Origin of the sequence: Polynucleobacter sp. MWH-UH24A (genome assembly GCF_018687475.1) — a bacterium.
In the GTDB taxonomy this organism is placed as follows: Bacteria; Pseudomonadota; Gammaproteobacteria; order Burkholderiales; family Burkholderiaceae; genus Polynucleobacter.
This window is the reverse complement of the sequence record NZ_CP061292.1, coordinates 1,681,731-1,704,253: the sequence shown is the minus strand read 5'-3', so window position 1 is coordinate 1,704,253 and position 22,523 is coordinate 1,681,731. Positions and strand designations below refer to the sequence as shown.

The window sequence follows — 22,523 nt, the reverse complement described above, 5'->3', positions numbered from 1 at the left end:
CTAGGTTAGAACATGTTCTAAGCGCTATGCCCCTTGATGTATGTTTCAAGGAACGAAGCATTTTGAGTAAGCTGACTCATGGTCTCTTTCACCACATCACCCACAGAAACAATACCGATTACTTGGTTCTGATCCACTACAGGTATGTGACGAATACCCCGCGAGGAGATGATCGCCATACAGTGATCCATGGTATCTGTGGGTTTCACGGTCAATGGCTCTTTGGTCATGATGTCAGCAACTGGAGTGCTGTTGATATCAAGCCCTCGCAAATAGGCGCGAATCGCACAGTCGCCTTGCGAGACAATGCCTACTAAGCGCCCATCGTCCATCACCAAGATGGCGCGCACTCGATTGGATTTCATCAGCTCAAGAGCTTTGAATACAGAATCCGTTGATGAAACAGAAATAATTCGTTTTGGTTTCTGATCCAGACACTCTTGAACGGTTGACATTACTAACCCTTTTATTTTTTAGAAGAACAATTACGCTTTCTTCGCCCAGGCGGAGCACCAACCGGCAGCAGCCACTTGCTTACCAGCAAACAAACTACAACCACCAGCATTGCCACCTTTGGCTTGAAATAGAGCACAGTTACTGCATTTTTGATCATTTGTGTGCTTTGGAAATTTCTTGGCATCTACTTTAGTTGTATCGGCTCTATATCCCAAGGCTTGGGCTTGAGGATCGGTCTCCGCAACCATGGCTTGAGCTTGGACTAAGTTTGAAAGCGATAAAGTGGCTGCACCAGCGGCAGACAATAGGAGAAATTGACGACGGTTAGTTTGCATGGTTTTTCCTTTTCAGTACTGAGGCACTCATCTTAAAACATAAAACTATGCTAGCAAAATGGTTTTTATAAACTACTGAATTCATTAATATTTTTCTTATTCATTGATTTTCTACCGACGAAAAATAAATGCCAAACGCAGTAATGTTCGTTAGAATCAAATAGTGAAAATTCATTCCAAATCCATTGTTGTTCTGTGCTGCTTATTTGTATTTGCCTTTAAGGTCATGGCTGCAAATACTTACATTACGAATGGCATCAAGTTTGCACAGTTTGAACAACAGTTGAGTAAGGTAGCTCTTGAAAAGTGCGTCGATCAAAAAAGTAAATTACTTGGCGAGTTTGTTAAGAGTTTTCACTTGATGGCGCATGTGCTCGGTTATCCCGTGGAGGAGACAGCCTTTCAATTGGATTCCGTTCGTAGCCACGACTTTAATGCCAGACCAAACTATTTCGTGGCGCAACGTTTAGCCCACTTCATCTATAAGCCCCCAAAAACAACAATCTCCTAAACGATTGTTGTTTTAGCAGACGCCATTTTTAGCGCGTCTTGAATTTGGGGAGTTTATGAAAAATCGTATTTGCTATTTTGTCATCTGGTGCTTTACCATGCTGCCGCTTGGGGCTGAGGCTCAAGCCATAAAAAATGGGGCTAAAGAGACTTTGGAGCTGGTTAACAAAGTACAGCAACAAATCCTTCAGTGTACTCACAAGGCTGACTTCATTGATCAGCAAATTGTTGATCGAGAAATTATTTTCTTGCGATTTAATAATGAAAATATGAATCGGTTACTTCAATCGAAGGCTGTTCTCAATGATGGCCAGGTAAAGGTATTGAATACATTTCGATTGGCTATAAATCGTTGCCGAAGTTTGTCAAGCCAATTCCCGTTGCCCAGTATGGTGGAGATATATCAAAAATATTATCAGCAAGTCGATCAAATATATGACGATTTGCTTGAAAAGAAAATAACGATTGGTGAGGCCAATCAGAAAAAAATGAAGTTACTTGAGGAGGCATTCATTAAATGGCATGCAATCGAGGATTCCACGAGGAAAAGTAATGCCACACAATGACTGTTTTCTTTGTAGCAAGTGTGATTACAAGGTAGCCTGTTGTGTTGCCCGCGAGATCACGCCGCGATTTAGTGTGAGTCCAATGATTTGCTCTGCATGTCAAAACCTATCGAACTATATCGATACTAAATTTGATAAGGATGGCTATCCTACAAAGCAGTCATTGGTTTGTAATTATTGCTCTAAAACAGGTTATTTATCGATCTGGAAACGATACTCGTGTCCAAAGTGCAACTCGAAAATGCGGGCGTACGGCAGATCATTTTTTTGGCAAAACGAATCCGAATGCAACGCTCACCACTCAATTGAAAGGAGTTGATATGTCAATCATTAAAAAAACCTTTTTAGTTTTTGTTACTTGTTATTTGGCGGCATGTAGTTCGACAAAGCTTGATGAGAAAACAGATAACGTAGCTCCACTAACCGTTGGTTCCCAGTCGGCAAAATACGACCCCATTAGCGACCCAAAATCACCGTTGTATCAAAAGGGGTCGATTTATTTCGATTTTGATGAATATACGGTAAAGAGCTCATACCAGCCACTCCTTAAGGCCAATGCCGACTACTTGAAATCCAATCAATCCCGAATTGTGATTGAGGGCAATACCGATGACCGAGGCACATCGGAGTACAACCTCGCACTGGGTCAGCGGCGCTCAGAGGCCGTAAAAAGGGCACTTATTGCGCTTGGCGTGAATAGCAATCAAATCGAAGCCGTAAGTTTTGGTGAAGAAAAGCCAAAAAATACGGGTACCGGCGAAAAAGCGTGGCAAGAAAATAGGCGAGCTGATATTGTTTACCGGTAGTCCTTTAGCCCCCTCTTCATTGAGGGGGCTTTTTTATTCTGGAGACAGCCATGACTCGATTAATCATTTTTCTTGTGAGTGTGTTGACAAGCTATTCGTGTATTTCTGCATCAAATTTGAATAATCTCGATCAAAAAAATTTAAGGGAGCAGTTTTTTATTCTCAAAAAAGCTACATCAAGCTGTATCAAACAGCTTAAGTCACATCAAGATGACCTAATTATTCATGAGCAAATTTTTGCCCCCTTAGGAAAGATTAATAAGTATCAATATCTATTTAACTCCGAAGAAACTTAATCAGAGGAACAAGTTGAAATACTTAAAAACTACATTGATGTTCGAAGACAGTGTCGATTTTATTATTATCAAATGCCGCTTAAAGAAATGGTTCAGGCATATGTTAATTTTTATGCAGAAATGGACAAAGTCTATGATGGATTAATTTCGAAAGATTTAACCATTGGTATGGCTAATCAAAAAAGATTTGAATTAAATGAATCATTACAAAAACAATTTAATGTAATTTTTAATGATTTACCGAAGTAATTCTTAAGATATGTATAAACGCTACCTAAATTAGTTTATCTTGTAGATTATTCGGCTGGACGTGAACTGTCGTTTAAAACGACATGAAGTTCTATATATGCGTATATTTGTATATTCGCATATACAAATATAATTAATTGCGTATATGCGTGTTAACAAATATAAGCATTTACGCATATATATTCGTTTATGCGCATATAACGAACTTTATTTCTTGCGATTCAAGTTACCCGATCTCCACTGGTCGAGCTGTCTTTGATTGTGCGCAGTGATTGATTCAATGGAATCTCGTGGTAATTGTTTCAGGCACTCAGCCAATGCTTCTGGGCTCAGTTTTTCAGTAGGTGCGCTTGGCTTAATCTTTTGAGGTGACTTACCGTCCCAAGCAAATGGGTTTGTAAAAAATGGGGGATCGGGTAGACAATCATCACCATAAAAAGGGGTGTCGTCGTTGGCAAACGGAGAAAATGAAATCGTCTTTTCAAAAATGAGTGGCTTACCAGTAGGCGTTGGTGGTGGAGGCGGCATGGAGTAAATGGCTTTGCGAGCCAGAGCTTCAGCTTTATCAGAGGTCTTCCAAAGTGTTTCTACGGAAGTAATGCTGCCATTTGGAGCGATCTCAATTCGAAATCGAACCTGCCCTTGATCTGGGCCCTCAACAGCTATACCCATCATGCTGCGAACTTGTTTGCCCCACGCATGTCTGTAGCCCTTGCTATTTTTAAGAGTGTATTGGGATGCGAAAGCCCATTCTTCTGCTGTTGGCGCTGGAGGTGCATCTTGGGTGGCTACCTGAGGTTGATTCCTTTCAATGGGCGTTGGACGCTCTTGCTTTTGTAACTGAACCAATAAAACATCATCAGTTTTTGGAGGTGTGGGAAATTTGTAGCGAAGCCACAACCCAAAAAGCGTGAGGTGTAAAACAACCGAAAAAAGAAAAGCCACCATGAGGATCAGTGGTGACTTTTTAATCATTTGAATTAATTGGAATACAGTTAGGTGTTAATGAATCCATGCTAGCGATATTAGTGTTTTTATAAATGTCGTTTAAAACGACATAGTTCAAATACTTAGATTTCAAACACAATCGCCGCACATTTTCTGGTGGACTCCGTGAGCCTAACCCGCTAGCCTTTAGCCATAAGGCTTCCGAGCTGTGTGTAGTGAAGTGTGTCGCACAATGTGCGCACACCAACATTTGTGGTTTCGTTACGTCTTTGAAACGATTGAGGATTTTCCAGAAACTTCGAGCTTATGATTCCGTCGCTCTAACCAGCTGAGCTAATTCGCCGAACTGAGGATTATAAGGTAAAAGGCCTTAAGAGCCAGCCAAGCTCAAACTGGGGAATATCTCATCCGTGAGGTTTGGGGATATGTCGTTTAAAACGACAGTCTAGAGTTAGAGTCAAATATCCTTGACTCTAGTCGCTTCAACCCCGGGTTACTAAGAAGTCAAGGATGCAAACCGTTCACATGGTTTGTCATCAATGAATAGGTACTTAATGGCCGATTTGTTTTTTTAGCCATTCAAAATCCATAGTTCCAATTTTCAATATTTGTCTATTTTGTTTATCAATCAAGATCGTCATGGGGGTTTCGCCCCGCCATTTTGAATGGATTTCAAATCGCAAGAATTCGTCAAACGGACCGATAAGGTAGTAATTATTGGCTGAACCTAGATTTGCTTTTATGAGCATCTTGCTAATCTGTTCCGGAGGAACATTGTCAACCTGTACGTAGGCGATGTTTAGCTTCTTGTTTTCTTTAGTAAATTTGCCCCATACAGGCATTTCTTTAACACAGGGTGCGCATGTTACTCCCCAAAAATGAATCACCAGTGGGCGATCGGGATTACTTGCTACTAATTTAGACCATTCTCCTTTCTGATAGGGCCTCAATTCATTGCCCCAAGAGGACGAGCAAAAAGAAATGATGATAAGAAGAGCTATAGATAAATGCCTCATGGTAGGCCTCCAATAGGTATTAATTGATAGCCATCGTCTCGTGTTAGCCATGAGAGAAAGATTTGTTGGTTATTTTTAATCAATAATGGGTGATCAGAATAATTAGAAGTTTTGGAAATGATTCGAGGTAGGGTCCATGTTGCACCGTCATTTATCGATTGCTGCATCCAAATTAAGGTTTGCTTTCCTTCAAATTCTTTCCAAGTAAGCCAGATATTTTTACCATTAGCTAGTAAATATGGCCTCGATACATTTGCGTTTTGCGAGCCTATTTGTGCTGGATCGCTAAATCTTGAATTACCATTCTCAGAGCGGGCATAAAAAAGTCCAGAGCGAATGGAGCCCTGCGTGAACCAGGCTACATGACTGGTATTCAGACTTGATATCGCAATTGCTGGACCATGGTGGGGGCAAGCGTCGGTTTTCCAGCCATCATTAGCAACGCGCTCGATTTTGCCAAATTCACTCTTTTTAAATACTTGACTGGCATGATCACGAACTCCTCCGTCAAAAATGGCTCTATAAATAAGAGTAGGTTCATTGGTTGTATTTAATGCAGCGCCAATTCGACAGCACTCGCACATCGCATCATTTGCAATTTTTTCTGTTGTGAAAGATCCACCAAAATCGGTTGACGTTGCAAAAGCCAATGAGGCACCCAAAGGCTTATTTCCTTTATCTTTGGCTGCTTGAACTAGCCGTTTATCAATCCAACTAATAAATAAAGTCCCATCGGGTTCAATTAATAGGGATGGAAAGCGTTGACTCGATTGATCCTTCACAATCGATTTTGGGGTTGTAAAGGAATTACCACCATCCTTTGAAATTACATAATTTACTTGCGCATTCCAGTTCTTGTCCTTGAAGAATGAATAAGCAATGATTATCTGCCCATCTTTGTTTACAGCAATTTGCGGACGAGCATCACTTCCGGTGTCAAGTGCTTTGCCATGGTTCGCAATTTCAATCGACGTAGACCAAGACTTTCCTAAATCGATTGATTGAGCATAAGAGATACTGCCGTTTGCAGACCAGACTAGATGCAACTTTCCATCTTGAGAAAAAAATGGATTAACAGCATTGGCACAATCTAAGCCACTCGATTCACATGATACTTTTTGTTTAGAGACGCCTCCCATGCTGCCATGGGAGGAATGACTAGTTTGCGTATAGCCTGGCATTGCAAAGCCAATACCAAGGCTAATAAGCAAAAGGCATTGATATCCCATCCAATTGATTAGATGTGTTTTCATGATTTCAGAAGGTAATTTTTGCACCAATATTGAATGATTGTGGCATGCCTTGCGTATAGCTTGTAGCCGATCCTCCGGAGCTAAACGTTATATATTGACGGTTGAATAAGTTCACCACCGACGCAAACATCACCATATTTTTCTCAATCTCATAGTTTGCCCTTAGTCCGACGATGGTGTAACTTGGAACGATTAAGGTATTACTCGTATTCAACCATGATGTACTCACATATCGAATGGTTGTTGTGATACTAGCCTTAGGAACTGGGTAATATGTTAATCCCGCCCCAGCAATATTGCGTGGCACCCCTCCAACTTGCTTGTTGATTGGGTCACTAGTAGTACTCATGGTCAGCTTTGTCTGTGTGTATGCATAGTTAAGGTCAATCGCCCATTTTGGATCAAAATCCCAATGGTATTGGGATTCAATACCTTGGCTCAATAGGTTTTGTTGATTGGTGTAGTAGCTAATCGAGGAGGAGTTGCATACACCGTAACTGGACTGTCCAGTCCACGTGCCAGACCCATTGCATAATTGTTGAGCCAGCGCTTGATCCGTTGCGCTACTCGTACTTAATCGGTAAGTTGCAACGGCATCTTGGATATAGTTATTAAAAAAAGTTAACTGGGCAAATCCTGTTCGCCAACGATAATCAGTACCAAATTCATATCCAGTCATCGTTTCTGGAGTGAGGTTAGGATTGGCAAAAGTCCAGCCAGATGAAGATCCATATGTTCTGAGGGTGTTATTCATACCAGGGGCATGAAATGCTCGATATGCAGCCGAACGTAAATCCCAACTTTGATTGAGCTTATACAAAAGTCCTAAAGTTGGATTAAGCATTGTTTTGCTTTGATTAGGAACATTTTGATACGCCGTGCTTCCAGTGCTGGGATCTCGGTTGTAATAATCGGGGGTTTGACTATTCCAATAATCAAGCCGTGCGGATAGCGTTGTTTCAAGCGGGATCGATTTCCCAATCGATTTTAGTTGGCCAAGCAAGCCATAAAAACTTTGCTGACCTTTAGAGTAGTTAATTAATTGATTGGCACCGGTTGAACCAAAATTATTAGCAAGATTAGAGCCACTTACATTGCGACCATCAACACCAATTATTGCTTGATCAATGAACCCTTTCATATTTTTTGTGTACTGTACAGCTCCGCCAATCGTACTGTACGGATTTTGGTAGTTAGCGCTTATATAGGGTGTGCCACCAGATGTTGTGGATCCATTTTGTTTATTAAAAATAGTGTTTTGATAAAAGAAATTAACATCAACAGTTGAGCTTGCGTCGATTCGTGTTTTTGTTCCCGCAGCAATATCTGTATCTTGCTTGAGATTTTTGGCAAATGCGTAGCCACTCGATAAATCCGCCATGGTGTGATAACCCATTCGAAAATATCCCGTCGTTGATTCGGTTGGTTTGAAATAACTCTGAAGCCGAAAATTGCTGTTATCAGAGCTGGCTGGACCTTGACCATTTTTTATATTATTGGCTGGGGCCGGACTCATATTTGATACATTTTGATAGCCATCAGTACTGAAATAATCCGCTGAAATACGTAATTGCATTTTGTCGGATGCAATAATGTCTTTTGATGCCGCAACATTCCCTGTGCCAAAAGTGCCGTAGCTTACAGATACATCTTGTTGGCTATTTTTAGGATTTTTAGTCTTAATGTTAATTACGCCACCCATACCATAGTTACCCCAAAGACTCGAGACTCCACCACGGATGTATTCAACACTATCGATGGAGGAAAGAGGGACTAAGTTCCATTGGACTGTTCCATAAAATGCATCATTAGCAGGCGCGCCATCAATTAACACTAAGGTTCGTGCATTTCCAAGTCCTCGAGTATTAATACTCTGCCCGGTTGGATCCTTTTGATAATAAGGTTGATCGTTAAGGATTACTCCCGGAACGTTTTTCAAAATCTGATCAATTGTTTGATCTGGGGCTATCTCGATCGCCTCTTTGGTCAAAATGGTTGTATTTAGGGGTACTTCATCGAGGGGCGTGCCTGAGCGGGTCGCATCAACGATAACGTCCTTGAGTTTTTGATCGTAATTGGGCGGTGGTGCAATCTGCGCCCAGACATTGCCAGCAATGAAGCAGGCCACAAGAGCAGCAATGGGTTTTTGTTGTGTCTTTAGGCATTTCATGGCGTGTCTCTTTCTTAGGTGTTATGTATGCATTCACAACGACTGGGTTGTGGATCGCGGTGTTTAAATGGATGTTGGGAGTCAAGCAGGTAGGCGATTGCCCAGCCTAGCCAGACTGTGGCCAGGAGCGTGGCAATGAAGAGCCCCCGCATGAAGCCTCGGCGTGCCACGGGATTCATTTACGAACCTCCTGGCTTTGGGTCACAGCGCTTGTTTTTACTAAATTGCCATGGGGTTCAATAAAAACGGTCTCAATACTGCTATAGACCAAAAAAGCCACAATACCGAGCGCCGCACCAATATTGATGTGCGTAATCCAATACATCACGCGTTGCGTGGTTCTACTCATGGAGTTCTCCAAAATAAATTCGGGCCAAGGCCCAAAGGCCATAGCAGAGCTATGGAACTAGCGAGTTTTAGGAGAACTGCGGAGGGGCTTGCGAGGGGTGCTTCACCCAGGCCGATAGGGGCTTGGGTGCGCAATAGAAGAGGGTGGGGTACAGCGCTAACTGCTCGGGAGCGGCAAACTGCAATTGCTCGCCTAGCGGCGTGCTAATGGGTTGATGGGTGGTGCAATACGGGCAGGACTCAGCGGTATTGGCGGTGGATTCTTCATTGACCTGCTCAATGATCTTGGTCCCCGTGCTCGTACATACCTCAATGGCAAATCCGGAGCCGGTCTGACCGATGGCAACGGCCTGAGCAATCGCCGGCGCAAGGGCACTAAAGGCAATCCCAAAGGCTGCCACGTAGTGAACAATACGGCGTTTGCTGGCTAATAACATCATGCAAACGATTGTAATCTGAATTAACCAACAGAATCAGTTGAACAGTAGCTCTGGCCGAGGATTGATAAATGATCACAACCAGATCGGATGCTTATTGATATATGTAAATCGATTCATATTGATTAATACCAATTTGCACTGGATGATGGGTTTTTAACTATCCATCCCCTTATGTCCATCTCACCAATTCGTCGTATCTTCTTCACTCTCATTTTATGCATTGGATTTTCTGTGAATGCACAACAAACCCCAAAAGTCGAGGTAACTTATGGCACTGGAGTCAATACCTTTACTCTCGCGACGGGTAGCCCAGGAGAGCTAGGTCTTCTTCAGGCATTGGGTGAAGAATTTAGCAAACGTGAAAATGCCAAGATGGTTTGGATCAAAGCCGGCAGTGGTGCTTCTTTGAACTTACTGAAAACCAAGCAAGTGGATATGATCATGGTCCATGCCCCTGCGGCCGTTGCTAGGGCAGTCAGTGAAGGTTGGGCGACCAAACGTACATTGATTGGCTCCAATGAGTTCTATATTGTGGGACCGAAGTCAGACCCCGCTAAGATTGGAGCCGCCAGTAGTGGTGCTGATGCATATGCCCGAATTGCCAAGGCGAAAGCCAACTTTGTCTCGCGTGGTGATAACTCGGGCACCCACGTCAAAGAGATGGATATTTGGAAGCAAGCGGGGGTAATGCCCGAAGGCAGTTGGTACATTGTGACCAAAGACTTTATGACCGCATCGCTAAAGCGCGCCAATGCCGAGAATGCCTACTTCATGAGTGATAGCAGTACTTGGGTCGCTGAAAAGGCGATCGCTCCAAACTTGCAAGTGCTCTATCGTGGCGATAAGTTTTTAGTCAACACCTACGATGCCTTGGTTGCTCCTCCAGGTGCCACCCCCGGACAAGCCACTGCCAGTAAGTTCATTGATTTTGTGGCTTCCGATGCCGGACAGAAAATCATGCGGGACTATGGCAGGGGCCAATATGGCGAAGCTCTTTACAATGATGCGCTTTACGCCAAGCGGTACGTTTATTAAAGGAGAACCCATGAAACTCAACGTCGCCCTCAGCGCTCGCAATCAAATTCCTGGAACCCTCAAAGAGATTAAAAAGGGTCAAACCACGAGCCATCTCAAAATTGATATTGGTGGTGGGCATATGGTCACTGCCTCGATCACTAATGAAGCGGTTGATGAGCTCGCGCTCAAATCGGGTGATACAGTCTGGGCGATCATTAAAGCCTCGGACGTGATGGTAGCGAAGTAAGCGCATATTAGGCTCCGATGAAGCGCTTATGGATTACCGCGTGTGCCGCACTATGGACAGGACTGGCCACAGCGCAATCCTGTCCGGTTGATCCATCTATTGTTTACACCGATCGGGAGGTGTTGGCATTGCGCCTTTTTGCCATTCGACCGGCTCTCTTTGATTTAAATAAACTCAATCAACTCCCGCAAACCCAAATTACGAGTGAGCGGCGCAATCAAGTCAGTGGTGCGACCACCGCAACGGACTCGCAGGGAACCGTATGGAGTGGGGTGCTGTTACGGGACTTCCTTCTTAAAAATGGCTTAGAAACAGTACCCAGTCGTGCGCTTCGCAATACACGCATTGAAGTAGTGGCGACCGACGGTTATCGAGCCAGCTTTAGTTGGGGTGAGGTATTTAATAGTCCTGCGGGATCGCAGATCCTCATCATTACGAAGCAAGATGGCAAAGCCTTAGATCTCCAAGAGGGGCCAGTATCATTTCGTGCTTTGAGTGACATCCGCCCGGGAGCTCGGCATGTGCGCAATGTTTGCGCGATCTCGCTTGTGCATTAAAAAAATTTCATTTAGATAAAAATAATTGTCGTTTTAAAAGACACTTGATAACTCCTGCTGGGCAAACCAGATCCCGAAAAAAAAAGCCACCTTACCGGTGGCGTTTAAACGGAGACATACAACATGCACTTGCTTTAGTCAATCTGCATTTGACTAAACACTTTTAGTATATTTTTATTAGACCGACGCGTATAGAGGGTAAATACTTATTATTAATATTTTCTATTAAAGATCTGAATCCAAAAAAGTCCACAAAGAATGTAATTACTGCGGCTCTTTTGGATTGGAACTCGGTGGTGTAGCCTGTATTTTTTCTTTGGTTTGACTGTGTTTCTTCATCTCAGACAAGACCCGCTGAACCAAAGGAGATGGTTTTTGGGTCGACGGTCCATTTTGCGTCGAAGCAACATTCTTCTTGCGCCTTAGAATCGTTTGCAAGATTGTTTGAATGAACATAAATTAAAAAGTTCTAGATAAAGATCAATTTTTAGTATAGTAGACAATAATAATAAAAACTAATAAAAACGATTGATCATGAACTCTCATGGCGCTCAACTTAATAGCCCCCCACTGGTAGGTTCGGACTATGTATTTATTGCGCTATTGATTATTAATCTCATTACTGTCTGTTATTTAGGACGAGACATTTTCATTCAGGGTGATAAGCTCGAGCAAGCCCGAAAAGATGGTGAGGCAGTCATGGTCTGGGCCAATCAAATTGATGAAAAAATTGCGTCTGGCGAAAGTATCGACCCTAAAGCGTGCACCCCCGCGAGCGAGGCGGATTTAAAAAAACCAAATTTCAATGCTAATACCTGGGGGGATTGTCTTGGCGCATTATTTGGCCCCACTGGCAAATTTTCAGATTTTCGCAATCATTTTATGAAAGATGGTTTGATTTGGACCAAAAAATGCGATCGTGAGCATGTCCAATCCAAAGGAGCGCTAGTATTTTTGCATTTGACTTCAGGTCCAACAGGGGCGCCCGTGCTCTCCGAAATTAAAGAATCGGATGCTCTGGTCAGTGGCACTGAATTTAGAGTCAATATTTGTGACCGCGGTTTTCGATTAATCAAAAGCGGAGACGCGAAGCTATGACCCAAGCCACGGTCCGAAAACTTCTCTATGAGCTTTTTATCAATCGAGAAAACTCAGATGGTTACGCTCGTCTTTTTGAGAGGGCTGTTATCGCAGTCATTATTCTCAATTTGATTGCTTTGTTTTTTGAGACGATCCCAATTATTTATCAAACACGTGAAGTCTATTTCCATCTGTTTGATATTGCTTCAGTTGGATTTTTTACCTTGGAGTATTTACTGCGTCTTTACGTGGCGCCAGAGGATCCGGATTTTAAGGGCAGATTCTCACGACTTCGCTTTATTCGAAGCCCTTTTGCAATTATCGATCTTTTAGCTATTTTGCCTTTTTATTTGGCGGCTTTTTTCAATATCGATCTGCGCGCGCTTCGCGCTTTGCGCTTATTGCGTTTATTCAAATTACTCCGAGCCTTTTATCCTGCTTTACTTGAATTTTTAGCCATTAATCGTCACAAGACGCTGCGGCAAAAAATCTATGCCATTTGCAATGAAACCCCGGATAGCGGCAAGTTGCATGAGATATTTGATTTCTTTATTGTCAGTTGGGTATTGATTTCAGTTGCCTCGGTTATTTTGGAGTCGGTTGATTCGATCAACTATTACCTGCATGTCGAATTCATCATTCTCGATACGATTACGGTTGCCATCTTTTCTACGGAGCTCATCATGCGGCTATACAGCTGCGTTGAGAATCCAACCTATCAGCACTGGCTATCAGGTCGTTTGAAATTTGCTAGACAGCCATCTAGCGTCATCGATATTTTGGCGATCGCTCCCTTTTTCTTAGAAAGCTTACTCGATCATCTTTTTGATCTGCGCTTTTTGCGGGTATTTCGACTGCTACGTCTTATGAAACTCGGGCGTTATTCCGATGCTACAAAATCTTTATTTTTAGTGATTCAGCGCGAGTGGCCAGTCATGAAGGCCGCTATTTTTATCATGCTGATGTTGGTGATGCTCGCTGCTTGCTTAGGCTATCTATTTGAACATGAGGCGCAGCCCGACAAATTTGAGAATATCCCGCAATCCATTTACTGGGCGGTTATTACCTTGGCCAGTGTTGGGTATGGCGATATATCCCCAGTAACCCCGGCTGGCAGGGCGATTACCATTGTTTTGGCACTTCTTGGTATCGGAATCTTTGCCATTCCTGCAGCGATTTTATCCTCGGCCTTCAGTGATCAATTGCGCATTGAGCGTGAGACCATGAAGCAAGAGCTCTACGAAATGCTTGGGGATGGCAAGATATCGCCGGAGGAACGGTCAATAATCGATGCAGAGGCTAAGCGCTTACATCTGTCTAAAGCAGAGGTCGATCGACTATTGGAAAAGGCCAGGGTTGAGCTGGGGCTTACCCCCCATACCGAGCACCATGATTCGCATGGTCCGCATAGTCATCACGATAGCCACCGCCATCATTTGGATCTGAGCTACCTTTCCAAGCATCCAGAGGCTGCTGGCGAGCAATTTAAGATCCTGGTAGCTCAACTCCAGCAATTAGCAATTAGCGTTGATCAGGAGCGTTTGGCGCGCTATCTTTCCGATACAAAGCATGCTACCGATTTTCAGAAAGAAACTTGGGAATACATTGTTCGCCACTCCAAAAAGAACAGTTAATTATTCCGTTTGAAAAAATATCGTAAAGAGTCTATGTCGTAGATGTAGGTTAGGCTTACTCTAGCTGGCTAATTAAAAATAGTCTAATCAAAGCTTTAAAGCTCAGTATTATTTTCATACCCAATCGCAACCATTAACTTACGGACTTCTTAAACCTAACCGACTAACATTGTGCTGTAAGGCTTCCAAGGTGAGTGTGATGAGGTGTGTCTCACAGTATGAAAGTACTTATTTTTGTGGTGCTGTTTGAATGTCTGTTGCAGCAGGGGCTCTGCGAAAAGAGCAGAGCGTTAGCTTAAGACTGATTAATATTATTGGCTAGGCGATTCAAAGCACTTTAAATGCAACTATTGCGATAGCGGTTGGTGGAAGTGCGGCTAATAAAAGTTTTAGGGCTGATATGGCCTTTTGCGGGAAGTAATCCTTTAGGATCGCGAGACCGGCAGGATTGGGAGCGTTTGCAATGACGGTAAGACCACCACCTGCAAGAGCGCCAGCTACCAAAGCATAGCGGAACTCCTCTGTTGTCCCTTCCACCAAAGATCCTAAATAAGTTAAGGCCGCATTATCAGTAATTGCGGTTAGGGCAATAGCTCCGTAAAACACAGCTGTATTGCTCATGTCATTTAGTAACGGTTGGAGCCACCACTGTTGTAAGCCTCCCAATACCACAAGGCCCGCCAAGAAAAATGCCACCATGAGTGCTTCTTTAAGAATCAACGGAGATTGATAGGAACTGTAAGCATGGGTGTAGCCTAAGAAAAAGAGGAAAATCCCCATAAACATCACCGGATGGTGAGCAAAAACAATGACTGCCAAAAGAAAGATTAAATGAGTGAGGACAACCCATAAAGGCATTTGATCCTGGTGATGTGCAGATGAAACTTTTGGTAATTCTTTGTGGATAACTATCGTTACAAGAAGGGCGTTCACCAAGACCGCAATGGTTGCTTTGATTCCAAAGGTCTGAAAGACGTATGCAGTATCCCAATCCCAAGCGGCTGACACCATCAAAATAGGGGGAGCAGCAAAACTAGTCAAAGCTCCGCCAATAGAAATATTCACAAATAAAACCGCTATTGTGAGGTACATTAATTTAGTTGAACTCGTTTTTGAGAAGATAGTATCGCGTAGTAAAAAAGCAGCCAAAGTCATCGCAGCCGGCTCCGTAATAAACGAACCCAAGATGGGAAGGCCGCTAAGGGTAACAAAATAGTTAGCAATTGCCGTTGGCAATTTGAACAATTTTTCAAGAAGTTTTGACAGGGCTAGAACAATGGTTTTAGAGGTATACAAAATAGGCTTACTGGCCGCAATAACCATAATGGCAAAAACAAAAAGTGGCTCCGTATAGTTTCTCGACTCTAAATAGCTAATAGCTGGTCTCGTACTGCCATGAATGAAAGCCATGAAAATAACCAGTACTAAGGCCCAAAAACCAAAAACGGCCTCCACCTCACCCAAAAGATGAAATAACCCAGTGTGATTTTGAGAACGATCAGCAAGTCCCTCAAAATAGAAAGCAAAAAAAGTATGCAGCACTGCAATCCCAAATAAGGTAGTGGCAATAATGTGGATAGTATTTAGATTAGTCATAATTGATTAAGTCCTTTAGAAATAATGGACTAATTTCAATTGCCACTCATGCAGTAGAAAAGTATCCATACAAAATCTAAGGAATTGCAAAGAGGGCTATCTGATAAGGCGCCTCAAGGCGAAAGATTGTGAAAGGATATTGTTAAGTTTTATGAAAATAAGATCGTAAAATTTTGTTGCTCTAACCAGCTGAGCTAACTCGCCGAACTGGGAATTATAAGGTAAAAGGCCTTAAGAGCCAGTCAAGCTCAAACTGGGGAATATCTCATCCGTGCGGTTTGGGGATATGTCGTTTAAAAAGACAGTCTAGAGTAAGAGTCAGGCATCCTCAGCCATGGTCGATTCCGCTCAAGGCTACCAAAAATCACAATCGATCGATTGACAAAGCGTACGTTTTTACGTACCATGTTGGAAAGGAGTTCAATCATGACCACATTAACCGCAAGTGAAGCGCGAGCAGGTTTATATCGCTTAATTGATCAAACCGCAGAAACACATAAGCCAGTGCTTATTTCAGGTAAGCGCAGTAATGCCGTTTTAATTTCTGAAGAAGACTGGAGCGCAATTCAGGAAACACTATACCTATTAGCTATTCCAGGAATGCGTGAGTCTATTAAGGAATCAATGGCTGAGCCTTTGGCTAAGAGTAAAAGGACATTAAAGTGGTAACTTGGAATTTAGTCTATTCCAAGTACGCCCTAAAAGATGCCAAAAAACTCTCAACCGCTGGATTAAGAGATAAAGCCCAGTCATTATTAGATCTATTAGAAGAAGATCCACTTCAAAATCCACCGCCATACGAAAAGTTGGTGGGGGATTTAAAAGGTGCTTGTTCTCGCAGAATTAATATTCAACATCGTTTAGTTTACGAGGTTTTTCGTAAAGAGAAGACTGTGCGCATTTTGAGGATGTGGACACACTACGATTAATTTGTCGATTTAAATGACACGTCAAAATCAGATGGTCATGGATTTCGCATACACAATCAGCGCACATTTTTTCGCAGCCTTCATGAGGCTAACTTGTTAGCAACGCTCTAGTCTTTTAAGGTGCGTGCAGGGAAGTGGTCAGCATAATGTTAATTTTCAAAGACGATCACCAGTGGTTTTCACGTCGTTAAGCACTAAATCTAGGTAGTATTACTATTAGACTAGAAGCGAATAGACAACTAAGTTGTTGAAGTAGAAGATTTAATTTTATTAAACACTTTAATGCATCATGGCAACGTTAGTAAGCATTCGCAAAGCAAAAGAAATAGGAGGCACTGTCCATAAAGCGAGGATTACTTGTGGACTAAGCATTCAGTCGCTTTCATCATTAACCGGATTTTCTGTCAACCAGCTCAATCATCTTGAAAATGGCAACATTTACGCTTTTCATGAAAATATTGACGATTTAATTGAAGTAGCCAAAAAATGCGGTGACAAATTAAATATAAATTTATTTAATCAAAGCAGCTCTGAAGCCATTTTTTCTAATGATGAAAAAATCTTTTCTATCGCAGAAGCAATTCCGGTATTTGTACAGAAGCGCGCTTAATATTTAAATCCATCGCGGCTTATCCTGGCTTTATTGATCAAGTCCACCACGTTTCAATTTGAAATTGAATATCCATAAGAGCGCAATATCTCTTTTGCTTTAGGTGTGCGCATAAACTCATAAAGACGAACTGCATCAGGCGTCGGATTTTTAATGAGCACCATACGTTGTTTAATTGGCTGATAACCATCATTTAGCTCAGCGGAAGAGACCTGCTTAGTAACTGAAGGAGATTTGGCGATGGAGAGTGCTGTAAAGCCAATATCAGCAGAGCCAGTCGTTACAAACATTGCTGCCATCGCAATATTATCGGCATACACAATCTTCGTATTTGCTAGTTCCCATAAATTGATGGCTTTTAGATACTCAACGCTAGCGCGACCATAGGGCGCAAGTTCTGGTTTTGCAAGCGCAATCTTGTTTGCTTTCTTAATTGCATCTGCAATTCTTTCTCTAGAGTCATCAAGAGCGATACCTTTGTTCCTACTCGCAATTAGAGCTAATTTACCAATTGCATAGACAGCACCTTCGTTTACTGTCTTTCCCTTTTTGAATAATTCAAGGGGGTATTGTTCATCGGCTGAGATAAATAAATGGAACGGGGCGCCGTTCATGATCTGCGAAGCAAAGTTTCCGGAGGAGCCATAGATGACCTTTAGATCACTTTTATTCTCTTTCTGAAATTGATTTTGAATCTCAATAAATGCATCTTTCATGTTTGCCGCTACAACGACATACGTCGTTTGCGCATTTGCTATTCCAGTTACTAGGCAGCAAGCGAGAATAAGAAAGAGCTTACGAATGATCATGAAGAAATTTGGCGAGTCTTAAATAGCAAGGTGAGATTAGTTTCAATTGTTAATATCTGTTCAATTAAAGTAGCTCGAGCTTTGAGATCAGCATCGCCGGTTAGTTGATTACGATGGCATTGATACAACTTAAAAAACATGTCCTCGGTTAGCCCAAATTGTTCCCAATCAAACATCATATTGAGTTGCGCCTCGCGCAATGCCTTTTGTGCGCAACCTGAATCAGGATGCTTAGCTTGGCTCAACAGATGGTCTGAGTTTTGGAACAGAGTAAGCTTGAGCTCTTCAAATCGATGCTTGATGGCCTCAAGACGATTTCGTTCAGCATCATTCATATCGGCAAATAGATTACGCGTGAACGCCTCAATCTCACGATACTTTGCCTCTAGGGCATCGATCTTAGTGGACGTTTGTAAATCGTGCTCATCTAAAAACATCGAATCGTTATCCAATTTGCCTTACAAAGCGGCCATCTTCCATTTCAGCTTTGGGCCGAACCCATAAGGTTTGGTTACGCATCGCCTCATAGATATATACATCTTCGAGATTAGCTTCTATCTTACCCAGGCCAATCACGCGATAGAGGCCGCCTGACTTGAGATGAATTAATTGGTCGCCCGCCTGAAATTTTGCTGTTGTGTTCATCAGAAAATTATATGGATAGCCTATAAAATCCACACTTTACATGGAACTTAATAAAGGTTGGCAATGAATTTATTTACCCCCGTCACACTTGGCTTACTCTCTCTTGAAAATCGAATCTTGATGGCACCGCTCACTCGGATGCGAGCGAGTGATGACGGAGTACCGGGACCCTTGGCAGCCGAGTACTATGCTCAGCGTGCCTCAGCAGGACTCATTATTAGCGAAGCGACGCAGATCTCTCCTTTGGGAAAAGGGTATCCAGCAACCCCCGGTATTTATAGTGATGCGCAGGTGGCGGCATGGCGGACGGTTACCGATGCTGTGCATGCTCGGGGTGGCAAGATCGTTTTGCAGTTATGGCATGTTGGACGAATTTCTCACTCCTCACTGCACCCGGATGAGGGATTGCCTGTTGCTCCATCAGCAATTCAACCGGCGGGTAAGGTTTACACCGCATCGTGGTCCTTGGCCGAGTACGAAACCCCAAGAGCATTAACACTCGAAGAGATTGGGCAGTTGAAGGCCGATTATGTGCACGCTGCCGAGCAGGCTAAAGCGGCCGGATTTGATGGCGTTGAACTGCATGCTGCCAATGGCTATTTACTCGACCAATTTTTGCAAGATCGCACCAATCAGCGCACGGATGCGTATGGTGGTTCAATTGCAAATCGTTGTAAGTTGGTATTGGAAATACTCGAGGCAATCATTCCGGTATGGGGTAGTGGTCGGGTGGGAATCCGTTTGTCACCATACGGCACATTTAACGACATTGCCGATTCCGATCCGAAAGGTTTATTTGCTCACCTGATCAATGCACTCAATCCATTTAATCTTTCTTATCTGCATTTGATTGAACCACGCGCAACGACGGCTGGGGGCAATGATCAACTAGTAGCTGACGCGCCGCGTACAGGTCAATTATTTCGTTCTTTGTTCACGGGTAAGGTGGTTTTGGCTGGGGGCTTTGATCAAGCGAGCGCTGAGAAAGCGCTTGCCGATGGCGAGGCTGATGCCATTGCCTTTGGTAGGTTGTTTATTGCCAATCCCGATTTACCAAAACGGTTTGAATTAAACGCTCCATTAAACCCCTATCAACGCGCCACATTCTATGGCGGTAATGAAAAGGGATATACCGACTATCCGGCGCTGTAAGACCATTCATTACAATGGATGGATTGATTCTTATATGCGAACACCCGAATAGTTATGGCCACCTATCAAACAGAGCGCGTGCTCTCTGTCAAACACTGGAACGAAAGTTTATTTAGTTTTACTACCACCCGAAATAGAGGATTACGTTTTCGTAATGGCCATTTCCTAATGATTGGTCTTGAGGTGGATGGTAAGCCTTTAGCTCGTGCCTATAGTGTGGTGAGCCCAAATTATGCTGAGCACCTCGAGTTCTTCAGCATCAAAGTTCCCAATGGCCCATTAACTTCGCGACTGCAGCACATTCAGGTGGGTGACTCAATTCTCGTGAGTGAGAAATCCGTCGGCACATTGGTAATTGATGATCTAAATCCAGGAAAGCATTTGTATTTATTTAGTACTGGAACCGGATTAGCTCCGTTTTTGAGCATTATTCGCGATCCAGAGACCTACGAACGGTTTGAAAAGATTGTTTTAGTTCACGGTGTGCGGGTGGTGAGTGAGCTTGCGTACCAAGAGTACCTTACGAAAGAATTACCCAATGATGAGTTTTTGGGAGAGTTGGTGCGCAATCAACTGATTTATTACCCCACGGTCACACGCGAAGCATATTCCCATACTGGTCGCCTAACTACCGCGATTGAATCTGGAAAACTATTTACCGATATTGGATTGCCACAGCTCAATCCTGCGGTGGATCGTGCCATGATCTGTGGCAGCCCCGCGATGCTCAAAGAAACCAGTGAATTATTGGATCAGCGCGGGTTTAAGGTTTCACCATCCTCCGGAGAGTTGGGCGATTACGTCTTTGAGAGGGCCTTTGTCGAGAAGTAGGCCTAAAAAAGAAGCCCCTTGCGGGGCTTAAATTCAAAGGAAATAAATCAGTGCTTATTTAAGCGTAAGACTGTCAATTTCACTATACAGATTTATCAGTAATTAAAAACCCTAGGTTGAGCCCTGTGATTTTAGTGATAAACCACTAGAATTCAGTGATTATGCGCATTGAAGATACCGATCCAGACCGTCATAACGCCATTGAATACCCTATGGAAGTGGGCGCACCTAAGTTTGCACCCGTTCCAATTCGTGAAGAAAAAGACAAGGCTATCAATGTTGCTAGAGCGCATGCTAATCAAGAATACGAGCGCATCATGGAGCAGGCTGCGGTTTTGATGCGCCAAGCAAAAGCGCTGCAAGCCCGCTTAGATGCAACTGAAATGGTTCATGCGGCTAAGTTTAGTTTTAGTCCAGTTTATGGAAAAAAATATTATCTATACCAAGACCAGAGCCTGGGTTCCTATCGTTTAGTTCAGAACTCTCCGAGCGAGTGGAGTTGTGGTGTACCAGCGGGTTGGTCTTTTTGCCAAGTAGTCCGTAAGTTGGGCGATAGTACCTGGGAAGTGGTTGAAGACTAAATCAATGAGGTGAAACTATGACAAAGTCGGATAACCGTTGTTGTGGATCCGGTGTTTGTATCATCAATGACGCTGGAGAGTGCTGGTGTGGTCAAAAATGGGATGGTGAAAAGATGGTACACATGCCCTTAAATCTTGAAACGCCCCAAGACGAGGAAATGCAAATCAGGCTTGAAAACAAAGATGGTAAGGACTAACTAGTTCCCCTGCCGTTTTTTCTGTAAGTAAGTGATGGTACGAAAATGCGCATAAGCCATCACGATTGCCAAAATGGCTACTGAATATTTGACTGGAATCCGAAGTAGCATTTCTAAGACAAGGGCAAACAAAAATGCCCATGCCATCATGCTTAGATACGAAATGGCAATAAAAAAATCCCGTAATTTTGAGCGATCCAACAGGCGTGAATAAACCATTGCAATTGGGATTAACGCAAGTAATAGATACAAAACCATTCGCATTTGAGCTCTCTCCGTTCATAGAGAGTGTAAACAGTTTTATCTTACGAGGAAGTATTAATCGGCTGGAAAGAACTTGCTTTGTGATTCGTCTCTTGTGGCTTGGGTATCAATGGGCAGTTCGTGAGAGACTTGCAGTGATGTGCAGCGGCACACACCGCAGCCGACTGTTTGGGGTCTAGACGAGCACCAGTTTGTTCACAAAATAATAGAAGTCGCATTTTCACCTCGAATTGGCCTCAGTCTAGCAAGAGGTGACTTTGACAATTTGCGCTAGATCAAAAAGTCAGCCGATTTTAGTAAAGTGAAGTCTTTCTAACCGTTGAGAATTGCCAAATGCCCACATTTAGCTCCCTAACTGGCCCCTTTTCATTCATTGGGCTTTTAATTCTGTCGAATGTATTCATGACCTTTGCTTGGTATGCCCACCTAAAAGACCTAAGTGCTAAACCCTGGTGGATCGCTGTCTTTGTGAGCTGGGGAATCGCATTTTTTGAGTACGTCTTACAAGTTCCTGCCAATCGAATCGGCTATGAGTATTTCTCCCTTGGCCAATTAAAAATTGCCCAAGAGGTCATTACATTGAGTGTATTCATACCATTTGCAATCATTTATATGGGCGAGCCATTTAAGACGGATTACCTCTGGGCGGGGTTGTGTTTATTAGGTGCCGTGTATTTCATGTTTAGGGCATAGAGATCGTTCAGCCCTATTCGAATTCCTAAATCACTTTTATACTTAATCATTCATTATTGGAGGAGCCATGTTCGCTAAAACCATACTCAGTTGTCTGGCTGTTGCTATAACCATTATTGGCTTGTTAATGTACTTTGATTCTCAAGACGCAACTCTTTTTACCATCGGGATCATTAGTTACTTCTTGATTGCCTTATCGTCTAGCATCAAGTGCAAATGCTGGAATTCAGTGGGTTCATAACCAACTTTAGAAAAGAACATGAAATAGCCGCGATCTGTGAGGAGATG

Annotated in this window: 33 protein-coding genes; 17 read left to right on the top strand and 16 right to left on the bottom strand. The window is 43.0% G+C overall.

The window, feature by feature from the left end; genetic code table 11:
* Nucleotides 1-17 precede the first annotated feature (17 nt).
* Both ICV32_RS08895 and ICV32_RS08890 read right to left on the bottom strand, forming a co-directional pair.
* The gene (locus tag ICV32_RS08895; RefSeq protein ID WP_215370182.1) at nt 18-455 is read right to left on the bottom strand and encodes a CBS domain-containing protein; all 438 of its coding nucleotides are present in this window, start codon (nt 453-455) and stop codon (nt 18-20) included.
* 30 nt (nt 456-485) lie between these two features.
* On the bottom strand, nt 486-791 hold the full coding sequence (locus tag ICV32_RS08890) for a high-potential iron-sulfur protein (protein WP_215370179.1): 306 nt from the start codon (nt 789-791) through the stop codon (nt 486-488).
* A gap of 163 nt (nt 792-954) precedes the next feature.
* Here ICV32_RS08890 and ICV32_RS08885 point away from each other — a divergent pair, with 163 nt between their 5' ends.
* The 4 genes from ICV32_RS08885 (at nt 955) to ICV32_RS08870 (ending at nt 3,218) form a co-directional block, all read left to right on the top strand.
* Nucleotides 955-1,302: a hypothetical protein gene (locus tag ICV32_RS08885; RefSeq protein WP_215370177.1), complete on the top strand. Its 348-nt coding sequence runs from the start codon at nt 955-957 to the stop codon at nt 1,300-1,302.
* A 55-nt stretch (nt 1,303-1,357) separates the two neighbouring features.
* Nucleotides 1,358-1,867: a hypothetical protein gene (locus ICV32_RS08880; protein ID WP_215370175.1), complete on the top strand. Its 510-nt coding sequence runs from the start codon at nt 1,358-1,360 to the stop codon at nt 1,865-1,867.
* 320 nt (nt 1,868-2,187) lie between these two features.
* Nucleotides 2,188-2,673, top strand: a complete 486-nt coding sequence (gene pal, locus ICV32_RS08875) for a peptidoglycan-associated lipoprotein Pal (protein WP_215370172.1) — start codon at nt 2,188-2,190, stop codon at nt 2,671-2,673.
* A gap of 368 nt (nt 2,674-3,041) precedes the next feature.
* Complete coding sequence (locus tag ICV32_RS08870) at nt 3,042-3,218, top strand: hypothetical protein (protein WP_215370170.1); 177 nt, start codon at nt 3,042-3,044, stop codon at nt 3,216-3,218.
* A 207-nt stretch (nt 3,219-3,425) separates the two neighbouring features.
* On the opposite strand, the gene ICV32_RS08865 is transcribed toward ICV32_RS08870, so the two are convergent.
* From ICV32_RS08865 to ICV32_RS08835, 7 genes are all read right to left on the bottom strand, one after another.
* Nucleotides 3,426-4,193, bottom strand: coding sequence for an energy transducer TonB (locus ICV32_RS08865; protein WP_215370167.1), 768 nt, complete (start codon nt 4,191-4,193; stop codon nt 3,426-3,428).
* A gap of 524 nt (nt 4,194-4,717) precedes the next feature.
* Nucleotides 4,718-5,182 carry a TlpA disulfide reductase family protein gene (locus ICV32_RS08860; protein WP_215370164.1) on the bottom strand — a complete coding sequence of 155 codons (465 nt, stop codon included), beginning with the start codon at nt 5,180-5,182 and terminating at the stop codon, nt 4,718-4,720.
* Nucleotides 5,179-6,435: a glycoside hydrolase gene (locus ICV32_RS08855; RefSeq protein WP_215370161.1), complete on the bottom strand. Its 1,257-nt coding sequence runs from the start codon at nt 6,433-6,435 to the stop codon at nt 5,179-5,181. The genes ICV32_RS08860 and ICV32_RS08855 overlap by 4 nt, the downstream gene beginning before the upstream one ends.
* A gap of 4 nt (nt 6,436-6,439) precedes the next feature.
* Entirely contained in the window at nt 6,440-8,605 is a 2,166-nt protein-coding gene (locus ICV32_RS08850; protein WP_251371844.1) for a TonB-dependent receptor, read from the bottom strand.
* Between the two features lie 14 nt (nt 8,606-8,619).
* Nucleotides 8,620-8,784: a hypothetical protein gene (locus tag ICV32_RS08845; protein ID WP_215370156.1), complete on the bottom strand. Its 165-nt coding sequence runs from the start codon at nt 8,782-8,784 to the stop codon at nt 8,620-8,622.
* Nucleotides 8,781-8,954, bottom strand: coding sequence for a hypothetical protein (locus ICV32_RS08840; protein ID WP_215370154.1), 174 nt, complete (start codon nt 8,952-8,954; stop codon nt 8,781-8,783). The genes ICV32_RS08845 and ICV32_RS08840 overlap by 4 nt, the downstream gene beginning before the upstream one ends.
* A gap of 67 nt (nt 8,955-9,021) precedes the next feature.
* Nucleotides 9,022-9,393, bottom strand: a complete 372-nt coding sequence (locus ICV32_RS08835) for a DUF2946 family protein (RefSeq protein ID WP_215370152.1) — start codon at nt 9,391-9,393, stop codon at nt 9,022-9,024.
* A gap of 171 nt (nt 9,394-9,564) precedes the next feature.
* On the opposite strand from ICV32_RS08835, the gene ICV32_RS08830 reads away from it, so the two are divergent.
* The 3 genes from ICV32_RS08830 to ICV32_RS08820 are packed head-to-tail and all read left to right on the top strand — an operon-like array spanning nt 9,565 to nt 11,214.
* A complete protein-coding gene (locus ICV32_RS08830; protein WP_215370149.1) occupies nt 9,565-10,428 on the top strand; it encodes a substrate-binding domain-containing protein in 864 nt (287 codons plus the stop codon).
* A gap of 10 nt (nt 10,429-10,438) precedes the next feature.
* Nucleotides 10,439-10,657, top strand: a complete 219-nt coding sequence (locus tag ICV32_RS08825; RefSeq protein WP_215370147.1) for a molybdopterin-binding protein — start codon at nt 10,439-10,441, stop codon at nt 10,655-10,657.
* 17 nt (nt 10,658-10,674) lie between these two features.
* Nucleotides 10,675-11,214 carry a molybdopterin-dependent oxidoreductase gene (locus ICV32_RS08820; protein ID WP_215370144.1) on the top strand — a complete coding sequence of 180 codons (540 nt, stop codon included), beginning with the start codon at nt 10,675-10,677 and terminating at the stop codon, nt 11,212-11,214.
* Between the two features lie 264 nt (nt 11,215-11,478).
* On the opposite strand, the gene ICV32_RS08815 is transcribed toward ICV32_RS08820, so the two are convergent.
* Nucleotides 11,479-11,670 carry a hypothetical protein gene (locus ICV32_RS08815; protein WP_215370141.1) on the bottom strand — a complete coding sequence of 64 codons (192 nt, stop codon included), beginning with the start codon at nt 11,668-11,670 and terminating at the stop codon, nt 11,479-11,481.
* Between the two features lie 78 nt (nt 11,671-11,748).
* Here ICV32_RS08815 and ICV32_RS08810 point away from each other — a divergent pair, with 78 nt between their 5' ends.
* Together ICV32_RS08810 and ICV32_RS08805 are read left to right on the top strand one after the other, a co-directional pair.
* Nucleotides 11,749-12,312 carry a hypothetical protein gene (locus ICV32_RS08810; RefSeq protein WP_215370138.1) on the top strand — a complete coding sequence of 188 codons (564 nt, stop codon included), beginning with the start codon at nt 11,749-11,751 and terminating at the stop codon, nt 12,310-12,312.
* Nucleotides 12,309-13,928 carry an ion transporter gene (locus tag ICV32_RS08805; RefSeq protein ID WP_215370135.1) on the top strand — a complete coding sequence of 540 codons (1,620 nt, stop codon included), beginning with the start codon at nt 12,309-12,311 and terminating at the stop codon, nt 13,926-13,928. Before ICV32_RS08810 ends, ICV32_RS08805 begins: the two co-directional genes overlap by 4 nt.
* 327 nt (nt 13,929-14,255) lie before the next feature.
* On the opposite strand, the gene ICV32_RS08800 is transcribed toward ICV32_RS08805, so the two are convergent.
* Nucleotides 14,256-15,524 (bottom strand): putative Na+/H+ antiporter, encoded by a 1,269-nt coding sequence (locus tag ICV32_RS08800; protein WP_215370132.1) that lies wholly within the window; start codon nt 15,522-15,524, stop codon nt 14,256-14,258.
* A 426-nt stretch (nt 15,525-15,950) separates the two neighbouring features.
* Between ICV32_RS08800 and ICV32_RS08795 the strand changes: the two genes are divergently transcribed.
* The 3 genes from ICV32_RS08795 to ICV32_RS08785 all read left to right on the top strand — a co-directional run bounded on the left by ICV32_RS08795 (nt 15,951) and on the right by ICV32_RS08785 (nt 17,063).
* Entirely contained in the window at nt 15,951-16,193 is a 243-nt protein-coding gene (locus tag ICV32_RS08795; protein WP_215370129.1) for a type II toxin-antitoxin system Phd/YefM family antitoxin, read from the top strand.
* Nucleotides 16,187-16,453, top strand: a complete 267-nt coding sequence (locus ICV32_RS08790; RefSeq protein ID WP_215370126.1) for a Txe/YoeB family addiction module toxin — start codon at nt 16,187-16,189, stop codon at nt 16,451-16,453. Before ICV32_RS08795 ends, ICV32_RS08790 begins: the two co-directional genes overlap by 7 nt.
* Nucleotides 16,454-16,742: 289 nt before the next feature.
* On the top strand, nt 16,743-17,063 hold the full coding sequence (locus tag ICV32_RS08785) for a RodZ family helix-turn-helix domain-containing protein (RefSeq protein ID WP_215370123.1): 321 nt from the start codon (nt 16,743-16,745) through the stop codon (nt 17,061-17,063).
* Nucleotides 17,064-17,116: 53 nt separating this feature from the next.
* Here the strand turns inward: ICV32_RS08785 and modA are convergent, their stop codons facing one another.
* From modA to ICV32_RS08770, 3 genes are read right to left on the bottom strand one after another with little or no spacing between them, the layout of a single operon-like run.
* Nucleotides 17,117-17,872 carry a molybdate ABC transporter substrate-binding protein gene (gene modA, locus ICV32_RS08780; RefSeq protein WP_215370120.1) on the bottom strand — a complete coding sequence of 252 codons (756 nt, stop codon included), beginning with the start codon at nt 17,870-17,872 and terminating at the stop codon, nt 17,117-17,119.
* Nucleotides 17,869-18,309: a hypothetical protein gene (locus tag ICV32_RS08775; RefSeq protein WP_215370118.1), complete on the bottom strand. Its 441-nt coding sequence runs from the start codon at nt 18,307-18,309 to the stop codon at nt 17,869-17,871. The genes modA and ICV32_RS08775 overlap by 4 nt, the downstream gene beginning before the upstream one ends.
* 7 nt (nt 18,310-18,316) lie before the next feature.
* Nucleotides 18,317-18,517, bottom strand: a complete 201-nt coding sequence (locus tag ICV32_RS08770) for a DUF1653 domain-containing protein (protein WP_215370115.1) — start codon at nt 18,515-18,517, stop codon at nt 18,317-18,319.
* A gap of 63 nt (nt 18,518-18,580) precedes the next feature.
* Here ICV32_RS08770 and ICV32_RS08765 point away from each other — a divergent pair, with 63 nt between their 5' ends.
* The 4 genes from ICV32_RS08765 to ICV32_RS08750 all read left to right on the top strand — a co-directional run bounded on the left by ICV32_RS08765 (nt 18,581) and on the right by ICV32_RS08750 (nt 21,278).
* A complete protein-coding gene (locus ICV32_RS08765) occupies nt 18,581-19,669 on the top strand; it encodes an alkene reductase (RefSeq protein WP_215370112.1) in 1,089 nt (362 codons plus the stop codon).
* A gap of 54 nt (nt 19,670-19,723) precedes the next feature.
* The gene (locus ICV32_RS08760; protein WP_215370109.1) at nt 19,724-20,500 is read left to right on the top strand and encodes a ferredoxin--NADP reductase; all 777 of its coding nucleotides are present in this window, start codon (nt 19,724-19,726) and stop codon (nt 20,498-20,500) included.
* Between the two features lie 161 nt (nt 20,501-20,661).
* Complete coding sequence (locus tag ICV32_RS08755; protein ID WP_215370106.1) at nt 20,662-21,081, top strand: DUF2452 domain-containing protein; 420 nt, start codon at nt 20,662-20,664, stop codon at nt 21,079-21,081.
* A 17-nt stretch (nt 21,082-21,098) separates the two neighbouring features.
* On the top strand, nt 21,099-21,278 hold the full coding sequence (locus ICV32_RS08750) for a hypothetical protein (protein WP_215370103.1): 180 nt from the start codon (nt 21,099-21,101) through the stop codon (nt 21,276-21,278).
* Here ICV32_RS08750 and ICV32_RS08745 read toward each other — a convergent pair whose 3' ends face one another.
* Both ICV32_RS08745 and ICV32_RS08740 read right to left on the bottom strand, forming a co-directional pair.
* Nucleotides 21,279-21,542 carry a hypothetical protein gene (locus tag ICV32_RS08745; RefSeq protein ID WP_215370100.1) on the bottom strand — a complete coding sequence of 88 codons (264 nt, stop codon included), beginning with the start codon at nt 21,540-21,542 and terminating at the stop codon, nt 21,279-21,281.
* 41 nt (nt 21,543-21,583) lie between these two features.
* Entirely contained in the window at nt 21,584-21,760 is a 177-nt protein-coding gene (locus ICV32_RS08740) for a hypothetical protein (protein WP_215370097.1), read from the bottom strand.
* A gap of 115 nt (nt 21,761-21,875) precedes the next feature.
* Here ICV32_RS08740 and ICV32_RS08735 point away from each other — a divergent pair, with 115 nt between their 5' ends.
* Complete coding sequence (locus ICV32_RS08735; RefSeq protein WP_215370095.1) at nt 21,876-22,235, top strand: DMT family protein; 360 nt, start codon at nt 21,876-21,878, stop codon at nt 22,233-22,235.
* Nucleotides 22,236-22,523: the final 288 nt, after the last annotated feature.

Bases quoted from the DNA above. Each gene is read 5' to 3' on its own strand.
- ICV32_RS08895 (WP_215370182.1), bottom strand. From the start codon at position 455: ATGTCAACCGTTCAAGAGTGTCTGGATCAGAAACCAAAACGAATTATT.
- ICV32_RS08890 (WP_215370179.1), bottom strand. From the start codon at position 791: ATGCAAACTAACCGTCGTCAATTTCTCCTATTGTCTGCCGCTGGTGCA.
- ICV32_RS08880 (WP_215370175.1), top strand. From the start codon at position 1,358: ATGAAAAATCGTATTTGCTATTTTGTCATCTGGTGCTTTACCATGCTG.
- pal (WP_215370172.1), top strand. From the start codon at position 2,188: ATGTCAATCATTAAAAAAACCTTTTTAGTTTTTGTTACTTGTTATTTG.
- ICV32_RS08870 (WP_215370170.1), top strand. From the start codon at position 3,042: ATGCCGCTTAAAGAAATGGTTCAGGCATATGTTAATTTTTATGCAGAA.
- ICV32_RS08865 (WP_215370167.1), bottom strand. From the start codon at position 4,193: ATGATTAAAAAGTCACCACTGATCCTCATGGTGGCTTTTCTTTTTTCG.
- ICV32_RS08860 (WP_215370164.1), bottom strand. From the start codon at position 5,182: ATGAGGCATTTATCTATAGCTCTTCTTATCATCATTTCTTTTTGCTCG.
- ICV32_RS08855 (WP_215370161.1), bottom strand. From the start codon at position 6,435: ATGAAAACACATCTAATCAATTGGATGGGATATCAATGCCTTTTGCTT.
- ICV32_RS08850 (WP_251371844.1), bottom strand. From the start codon at position 8,605: ATGAAATGCCTAAAGACACAACAAAAACCCATTGCTGCTCTTGTGGCC.
- ICV32_RS08845 (WP_215370156.1), bottom strand. From the start codon at position 8,784: ATGAATCCCGTGGCACGCCGAGGCTTCATGCGGGGGCTCTTCATTGCC.
- ICV32_RS08840 (WP_215370154.1), bottom strand. From the start codon at position 8,954: ATGAGTAGAACCACGCAACGCGTGATGTATTGGATTACGCACATCAAT.
- ICV32_RS08835 (WP_215370152.1), bottom strand. From the start codon at position 9,393: ATGATGTTATTAGCCAGCAAACGCCGTATTGTTCACTACGTGGCAGCC.
- ICV32_RS08830 (WP_215370149.1), top strand. From the start codon at position 9,565: ATGTCCATCTCACCAATTCGTCGTATCTTCTTCACTCTCATTTTATGC.
- ICV32_RS08825 (WP_215370147.1), top strand. From the start codon at position 10,439: ATGAAACTCAACGTCGCCCTCAGCGCTCGCAATCAAATTCCTGGAACC.
- ICV32_RS08820 (WP_215370144.1), top strand. From the start codon at position 10,675: ATGAAGCGCTTATGGATTACCGCGTGTGCCGCACTATGGACAGGACTG.
- ICV32_RS08815 (WP_215370141.1), bottom strand. From the start codon at position 11,670: ATGTTCATTCAAACAATCTTGCAAACGATTCTAAGGCGCAAGAAGAAT.
- ICV32_RS08810 (WP_215370138.1), top strand. From the start codon at position 11,749: ATGAACTCTCATGGCGCTCAACTTAATAGCCCCCCACTGGTAGGTTCG.
- ICV32_RS08805 (WP_215370135.1), top strand. From the start codon at position 12,309: ATGACCCAAGCCACGGTCCGAAAACTTCTCTATGAGCTTTTTATCAAT.
- ICV32_RS08800 (WP_215370132.1), bottom strand. From the start codon at position 15,524: ATGACTAATCTAAATACTATCCACATTATTGCCACTACCTTATTTGGG.
- ICV32_RS08795 (WP_215370129.1), top strand. From the start codon at position 15,951: ATGACCACATTAACCGCAAGTGAAGCGCGAGCAGGTTTATATCGCTTA.
- ICV32_RS08785 (WP_215370123.1), top strand. From the start codon at position 16,743: ATGGCAACGTTAGTAAGCATTCGCAAAGCAAAAGAAATAGGAGGCACT.
- modA (WP_215370120.1), bottom strand. From the start codon at position 17,872: ATGATCATTCGTAAGCTCTTTCTTATTCTCGCTTGCTGCCTAGTAACT.
- ICV32_RS08775 (WP_215370118.1), bottom strand. From the start codon at position 18,309: ATGTTTTTAGATGAGCACGATTTACAAACGTCCACTAAGATCGATGCC.
- ICV32_RS08770 (WP_215370115.1), bottom strand. From the start codon at position 18,517: ATGAACACAACAGCAAAATTTCAGGCGGGCGACCAATTAATTCATCTC.
- ICV32_RS08765 (WP_215370112.1), top strand. From the start codon at position 18,581: ATGAATTTATTTACCCCCGTCACACTTGGCTTACTCTCTCTTGAAAAT.
- ICV32_RS08760 (WP_215370109.1), top strand. From the start codon at position 19,724: ATGGCCACCTATCAAACAGAGCGCGTGCTCTCTGTCAAACACTGGAAC.
- ICV32_RS08755 (WP_215370106.1), top strand. From the start codon at position 20,662: ATGCGCATTGAAGATACCGATCCAGACCGTCATAACGCCATTGAATAC.
- ICV32_RS08750 (WP_215370103.1), top strand. From the start codon at position 21,099: ATGACAAAGTCGGATAACCGTTGTTGTGGATCCGGTGTTTGTATCATC.
- ICV32_RS08745 (WP_215370100.1), bottom strand. From the start codon at position 21,542: ATGCGAATGGTTTTGTATCTATTACTTGCGTTAATCCCAATTGCAATG.
- ICV32_RS08740 (WP_215370097.1), bottom strand. From the start codon at position 21,760: ATGCGACTTCTATTATTTTGTGAACAAACTGGTGCTCGTCTAGACCCC.
- ICV32_RS08735 (WP_215370095.1), top strand. From the start codon at position 21,876: ATGCCCACATTTAGCTCCCTAACTGGCCCCTTTTCATTCATTGGGCTT.